The organism is Methylobacterium sp. E-016 (assembly GCF_022829745.1).
GTDB lineage: Bacteria > Pseudomonadota > Alphaproteobacteria > Rhizobiales > Beijerinckiaceae > Methylobacterium.
This window is the reverse complement of sequence record NZ_JAKSYF010000130.1, coordinates 104,759-111,290: the sequence shown is the minus strand read 5'-3', so window position 1 is coordinate 111,290 and position 6,532 is coordinate 104,759. Positions and strand designations below refer to the sequence as shown.

Sequence of the window (6,532 nt, the reverse complement as noted above, 5' to 3'; positions counted from 1 at the left end):
GATTGGATCTACAACAACCGTAACCAGGTCGAGCGCCTCTGGGCCAGGCTCAAAGAGTGGCGCGCCATCGCCACCCGCTACGAGAAGACCGCCGTCAGCTTCATGGGCGTCCTCTACCTCGCCGCCGCCCTCGATTGGCTCAAGCGATGACACGCCCTAGTGGTCGAAACCTGACGCTTGGTACCCATTCGCGAGGTCAGCTTGGGGTGGAATGCGGAAGGTAACCGGCCGCCCGCAAGCGGACATTCCGCATCCGACCCAACTACGCCATAGAAGCGGGCTGACGCTGTTCTCGAAAGCAGACATCGAGGCTGGGCTCGCGTCACGGAGGCATTGTTTGAGATGTTCGCCTTCCGGACTGGCGACACCGCTCGATTAATCCGTGATCTGCACCTGCACGACGCCGCCGAGTTTGCCGGGCTTGCCCGCCGCGACCACGAGGTAACGGCGGCTCGGGCCGGCGTCCTTGCGGGTGACTTGCCGGATCGGGCCGATCGCGTTGACGATGGCCGCGCCGGCCGGGTTGGTGGTGAAGGCGGCGAGTGGCTCCAGGCCGGTCGCGCCCTTCGGATCTGCGGACAGCGCCAGCACGAACGGCATCTTCGGCGCCAGTCCCGTGATCGCGGCCTGCAGCGTCTGCAGCACGCCCTGGTCGAACAGGGTGACCTGCGTCGCCGGCTTGCCGTCGCTGCCCGCGAGCGTCAGCGCACTGGTCTGGCCTGCGGCCCCCAGCGGCTGCAGGTTTTGCATTCCGTCGCCCTCCGGTACGGCGTTCGGGACGTAGGCGACGCCCTGCGGACCCTGCCCGATCGGCACCTCGGCGATCACCGTGTTCGACGCGGTGTCGATCACCGCGGCCTTGTCGGCGTTCTCCAGACCGACATAGACGCGGCTGCCGTCGCCCGAGGGCCAGAGCCCGTGCGGCAGGGCGCCGGTCGGGATCGTTGCGAGCTGGGAGAAATCGTCGGTGCGGAACACCTTGACCTGGTTCAGGCCGCCAATCGTCACGTAGGCGAACTGGCCGGCCTTGGTCGAGACGATGTTGACGTGGTTGGTGATCGGCCCGGTCTCGATCGTCTTCAGCGGCGCGAATGGCGGACGCGCCGAAAACACCTGGGTCCGGCCGACATCCTTGAGGGTGAACCACACCTGCTTGCCGTCCGGCGTGGCGGCGATGTCGGGGCAGAACGGACTCTCCTGCTTCACGCGGCCGACGATGGCGTGGGTCTTGGTGTCGATGACGACGGTCTCGGGGCTGAAGCTGGAGCAGACGTAACCGTAGGTGCCGTCCGGCGAGAAGATCGTCATGCCCGGCCCGTTCGGTACGGTGATCCGGCGGGTCTCCATGGCGGTCGCGGCATCGAGCACGGCGATATAGTCCTCGCCGCGCACGCTCACCCAGACCTCTCGGCCGTCCGGCGTGAAGAAGGCTTCGTGCGGCGAGCGGCCGACATAGGCGGTGTGGCGGACCGCGTTGGTCGCCGTGTCGATGAAGCTCACGGAGTTCGAACCGATCGAGACCGCGAGCAGGGTCCTGTGGTCCGGCGAGAAGCCCATGCCGTGAACCAGAAGCTGCCCGCGATAGAGCGGGCTCAGGTTTGTCGGCGTCGGGTCGCCGAGCCGGATCACCCCGAGCAGGGTGTTGGCGGCGGGATCGACCACAGAGACCGTATTGGAGAACTGATCGGAGGTGTAGAACCGGTCTTTGCTGCTGATGGGCACGTCGGGCGCCGAGGCGGGGCCTGGAGCCTGCCCGGCGAAGGCCGAGCCGGAGAGCAGCACAAGGGCGAGAACGGTCAGGGCGGTCTTCATCGGCGGTGCTCCGAAGGCATCTCGGCGGCAGGTGCCGCGCCATGGTGGTGAACGGGAGGGGCGCCGGCGGCCCGACCCGGCATCGCGAGGCGATCGGCGAGCGCGCGGCGCATCACATCGATCTCCTGGCCCTGCTCGACGACGATCCCCTGCGCGAGGCGGCGCAGGACCGGATCCTCGCCGTGGAGCAGCTCCGCCTTCGCCATCGCGATCGCGCCTTCGTGGTGCGGGATCATCATCGCGGCGAAGTCGCGGTCGGGGTCGCCCGAGGGCGGGACCATCATGTCGGCATGCATCTGCGCCATCGACTGCGCCATCATCGCGTCGAAGGACGCAGACGGAGCTGCCGCTGGCTCGGTGGCGGCCAAGGTCGGGCGCATCATCATCCGGCCGCCGACGAGGCCGCTCGCCATCAGCGCCGCCGTCACGGCAAATCCCAGTGCTCCGCGCATGCGGCTTCCTTTTGATCCGGTGTCGATGGGAAGGATGCCTGGGGCGCGGCTTTATTCCGCGGATGTGGCTGAGAGCCCGTTCACGCCTTCGTGATCTGTCGTCGAGAAGACGCGTGGAATAGAGGCGCCTCTTCGGCATCCCTCCCGATGCGGTCATGCTCGACCGCGGGAGACCTCACCCATGCGCACTCTGCTGATCCGCGGCGCCTTCGCGGCTGTCGCCTTCTCCGCCTTGGCCGCCCAGGCCGCCGCGCCTGCCATGACGGCCGAGACCGCCAAGGGGCCGGCGCTCGTCGATGCCAAGAGCATGACCCTCTACACCTTCGACAAGGACATGGGCGGCAAGTCGATGTGCAACGGCCCCTGCGCCACCAACTGGCCGGCCCTGATGGCCGCCTCCGGCTCGGCCGCCAGCGGCGACTGGACGATGGTGACGCGGGACGACGGCACGATGCAGTGGGCCTACAAGGGCAAGCCGCTCTACACCTTTGCCAAGGACACCAAGCCCGGCGACATCACCGGCGACGGCTTCCTCAATGGCGCGTGGCACATCGCCAAGCCTTGATCGGTGAATGCCTTGATCGGCCCCCTCTGACCGGGAAGCATCGTTGGACGAGATCGCCGCCCTGATCGAACCGCAAATCCCGGCCCTGCGGCGCTACGCCGTCGCGCTGTTGCGAGACCGCGAGGCGGCGGACGACCTCGTCCAGGACACCCTGGAGCGGGCCTTGTCCGCTTGGTCCGGGCGCCGCCGCGACGGCGACCTCCGAGCGTGGCTGTTCACGATCGAGCGCAACCTGTTCCTCGGCGCCGTCCGGCGCCAGGGCCGGCGCGGCGTCGATTGCGGCGCGGAAGCGCTGGAGCAGGTGCCCGACCCAGGTATCGACCCGGAGGCCGCGATGGGGGCCCGCGACGTGCTCGCCGGCCTCGACGCCCTGCCCGAGGAACAGCGCTCGGTGCTGCTCCTCGTCTCGGTGGAGGATCTGTCCTATGCCGAGGCGGCCCAGGTGCTTGGCGTACCGCTCGGCACCGTGATGTCGCGGTTGAGCCGGGCGCGGACGCGGATGCGAAGTTTTCTGGAAACAGGCCGAACCGGCCTCTTGAGGAGGGTGAAATGAGCGGGGATCCACGCCCGGTCGGCGAGGACGACCTGCACGGCCTGATCGATGGCCGCCTCGAACCGGAGCGGCAGGCGCTGGTCGAGGCATGGCTCAAAGGAAACCCCGCGCGTGCGGCCGAGGTCTCGGCGGATCGCGCTCTGCGCGAGCGCCTGCGTGCCCGCCTCGCGCCGATCGCCGAGGAGGCGATCCCGGCGCGGCTCCGGGTGGCCAACATTCGCCCGCGACGTCGGTTCGTCGGCAGGGGCTGGTTCCCCATGGCGGCTGCAGCCGTGCTCTGCCTTGCGCTCGGCGGTGCCGGCGGCTGGGTCGGCCATGCCCTGCGCGGCGGACCCGCAACGGCGATGGTGACGGAGTCACCGGCGACGCAGGACGCGGTCGCGGCCTTTCGCACCTTCGTGGTCGAGGTGGTGCATCCGGTGGAGGTGCGCGCCGACGAGAAGCCCCACCTCGTGACGTGGCTCTCGAAGCGCCTCGGTCACGCGGTCGCGGCCCCCGATCTCGCGGCCCAAGGGTTTCGCCTGATGGGCGGGCGGCTGCTGCCGGCCGGCGCTGAATCCGCAGCGATGCTAATGTACGACGACGACCGCGGAACCCGCCTGACGCTTTACAGCCGCGTCGGAGACGGCGATGGGCGAACGCTCTTCCGCTTCGCCCGAGAGGGCGACATCGCTGCCTTCTCCTGGGTCGATGGTGGCATGTCCTACGTCGTCACCGGCCGTACCGACGAGGCCCGGCTGCTCACCGTCGCGCAGGCGGTCGATGCGCACGTCCGCGGCCTCGCGCCGGATCGTCGGCAGCCGTGACCCTCGACCAGCTTCGCATCTTCGTGGCGGTGGCCGAGCGGCAGCACGTGACGCGAGCCGCCGAGGCGCTGAACATCGTCCAGTCGGCGGTCAGCACGGCGATCGCCAACATCGAGGGGCGGCACGCGACGAAGCTGTTTCACCGGGTCGGCCGCGGGATCGAACTCACCGAGGCGGGGCGCGTATTCCTCATCGAGGCTCGCGCGGTGCTCGCCCGGGCGGAAGCCGCCGAACTGGTGCTCGCCGACCTCAGCTGCCTGCGACGCGGGACGCTGGCGCTCTACGCCAGCCAGACCATCGCCAGCGACTGGCTGCCGCGCCGCCTCGTCGCCTTCCGCCGCACCTACCCTGAGATCGCCATCCGGCTGGCGGTCGGCAACACCACCGATGCCGCCGACGCGGTGCGCGCCGGGCAGGCCGAACTCGGCTTCGTCGAGGGAGCGTTGGACGACCCGACGCTTGCGAGCACCACCATCGCGCGGGACCAACTCGTCCTCGTGGTTGCCCCAACACATCCCTTCGCGGGGGCGACCGCGCTCGCACCCGAGGACCTCGCCGGGGCCGATTGGGTGCTGCGCGAGGCGGGATCCGGAACCCGCTCGGCCTTCGAGGCAGCGCTCATGGAGGCTGGCCTCTCCACGGCCCAACTCCGGGTCACGCTCGAACTGCCCTCGAACGAGGCGGTGCGCGCCGCCGTCGAGGCCGGGGGCGGGGCCGCCGTCCTGTCCGAGACCGTGGTCGCCGCCGCGCTACGGGCCGGAACGCTGGTGCGGGCGGCGTTCGCCCTGCCGAGCCGGCCCTTCCGGGTGCTGCGCCACAAGGAGCGCTATCGCAGTCGGGCAGCCGACGCGCTGCTCGACCTGATCCAGGAGGCGGCTGCCGGATGAGGGAACCTGCGAAGCCCGTTCCCCCCGACGACCCGCGGGTCAGGCTCGCCGAGGACCGCACGGTGCTGGCAGCCGAGCGCACCTTCGTGGCGTGGCTTCGCACCGGGCTCGCCTTCCTCGGCGTCGGCCTGGCCGCGCAGCGCTTCCTGCGAGAGGTGCTGGCGGTCTGGCCACTGAAGGTGCTGTCGCTCACGCTGATCGCCTGCGCGCTTGCTTCGTTCGCCGGCGCCGCATGGCGGGACCGGGCGATCCGAGCGCGACTCGCCCATGCCGAGATCCCGATGATGCCGCGCATCCTCACCGTCGGGGTTGCGGCCCTACTCATCGCGATCTCGGGCCTCGCGGCCACTGCCCTGCTCTGGGCGTGACGGTCAGGCCACCGTGACCCGCACCCGGTGCCAGGCGGCGCTGAGGTAGCCCTTGTAGTTCCAGGTGTCGTCCGGCGCCGCAGGCTGGGTCTGGCCGGCGGAGTCCCAGGCCCGCACCGCGAGTTCGTGCTCGCCGGTCGTCAGCTCGCAGTCGATCTCCCAGAACGTCCAGGCGTAGGGCGCGTCCGCATCGCGGTCGATCCGGGCCTGCGCCCAGCTGCGACCGCCATCCGTCGAGACGTCGACGCGGGCGACCGCTCGGTCGCTGGCGATGGCGTAGCCGCGGATCGCGTGCCGGCCGGCCTTCAACGCTGCGCCGCGGGCGGGCTCGCAGATCGCGCTGTTGAGCGGCATCGCCTCGATGGTGATGCCGTGGGCGGGGTCCGCGGTCTCGGCGGTCACGTCGGGCGGAAACAGCTTGTAGTCGTCGGCCTGCATCGGGTTGTCGGAGGGGTGATCCTGCACCGTGATGCGGGCGAGCCACTTCGGGCTGCGGATACCGGCAAAGCCCGGCACCACCACGCGCAACGGATGGCCGTGCTCGGGGGCGAGAGGCTCGCTGTTCATCGCGAAGGCGAGCAGCGTCTCGGGGGCGAGCGCCTTGGCGAGCGGGATCGAGGCGCCGAAGCGCGTGTCCGTATGGGCGATCCGGTCGTGGCTCTCGAAGGCGACGTGACGTGCGCCCCCCGCGTCGAGGCCGGCCGCGCGCAGCACGTCGGCGAGGCGCACGCCGGTCCATTCCGCGTTGCCGATGGCGCCGGCCGCCCACGGGTCGCCGGCGACCGGGGCCACCGCCAGCATGTCGGCCCGGCGGTTGCCGGCGCATTGCATTACTGCCGTGACGGTGATGGGTGCGAACCGCGCCTTGAGGTCGGCGACGGACAGGTCGAGCGGCGTCGCGACCATCCCGTCGACGGTCAGGCGGTAGCTGTCGGCGTCGATGTCCGGGATGTCGCCGTGGCTGCGGACGTAGAAGTCGGCCTGCTCGGTAATGAAGGTCGCGCGCAGGCGATCGAGCGGCGGCTCGGCGTTGTAGGGCGCCTTGCCGTGGACGATGAGGCGGTCCTTGCGCTGGAACAGGCCGAGCAT

Annotated in this window: 9 protein-coding genes; 6 read left to right on the top strand and 3 right to left on the bottom strand. The window is 70.2% G+C overall.

Translation table 11 applies throughout. The annotated features are described in order from the left end of the window. On the top strand, positions 1–150 hold a 150-nt coding region (locus MKK68_RS18460), incomplete at its 5' end, for a transposase (protein WP_244032140.1). 225 nt (positions 151–375) lie between these two features. Here MKK68_RS18460 and MKK68_RS18455 read toward each other — a convergent pair. After that, complete coding sequence (locus tag MKK68_RS18455; RefSeq protein WP_147840843.1) at positions 376–1,812, bottom strand: YncE family protein; 1,437 nt, start codon at positions 1,810–1,812, stop codon at positions 376–378. Then, on the bottom strand, positions 1,809–2,264 hold the full coding sequence (locus tag MKK68_RS18450) for a DUF305 domain-containing protein (protein ID WP_147840842.1): 456 nt from the start codon (positions 2,262–2,264) through the stop codon (positions 1,809–1,811). The genes MKK68_RS18455 and MKK68_RS18450 overlap by 4 nt, the downstream gene beginning before the upstream one ends. A gap of 181 nt (positions 2,265–2,445) precedes the next feature. On the opposite strand from MKK68_RS18450, the gene MKK68_RS18445 reads away from it, so the two are divergent. Genes MKK68_RS18445 through MKK68_RS18425 form a run of 5 tightly spaced genes read left to right on the top strand, consistent with a single transcriptional unit; the run spans position 2,446 to position 5,443 of the window. Then, entirely contained in the window at positions 2,446–2,829 is a 384-nt protein-coding gene (locus MKK68_RS18445) for a hypothetical protein (RefSeq protein WP_147840841.1), read from the top strand. Positions 2,830–2,872: 43 nt separating this feature from the next. Next, entirely contained in the window at positions 2,873–3,382 is a 510-nt protein-coding gene (locus tag MKK68_RS18440) for an RNA polymerase sigma factor (protein ID WP_243924979.1), read from the top strand. Then, entirely contained in the window at positions 3,379–4,188 is an 810-nt protein-coding gene (locus MKK68_RS18435; protein ID WP_147840839.1) for an anti-sigma factor family protein, read from the top strand. Before MKK68_RS18440 ends, MKK68_RS18435 begins: the two co-directional genes overlap by 4 nt. Further along, positions 4,185–5,075 (top strand): LysR substrate-binding domain-containing protein, encoded by an 891-nt coding sequence (locus tag MKK68_RS18430; protein WP_244032136.1) that lies wholly within the window; start codon positions 4,185–4,187, stop codon positions 5,073–5,075. The genes MKK68_RS18435 and MKK68_RS18430 overlap by 4 nt, the downstream gene beginning before the upstream one ends. Then, a complete protein-coding gene (locus MKK68_RS18425; RefSeq protein WP_056203338.1) occupies positions 5,072–5,443 on the top strand; it encodes a YidH family protein in 372 nt (123 codons plus the stop codon). Before MKK68_RS18430 ends, MKK68_RS18425 begins: the two co-directional genes overlap by 4 nt. Before the next feature lie 3 nt (positions 5,444–5,446). Here MKK68_RS18425 and MKK68_RS18420 read toward each other — a convergent pair whose 3' ends face one another. Further along, positions 5,447–6,532, bottom strand: a complete 1,086-nt coding sequence (locus tag MKK68_RS18420) for a sulfite oxidase (protein WP_147840837.1) — start codon at positions 6,530–6,532, stop codon at positions 5,447–5,449.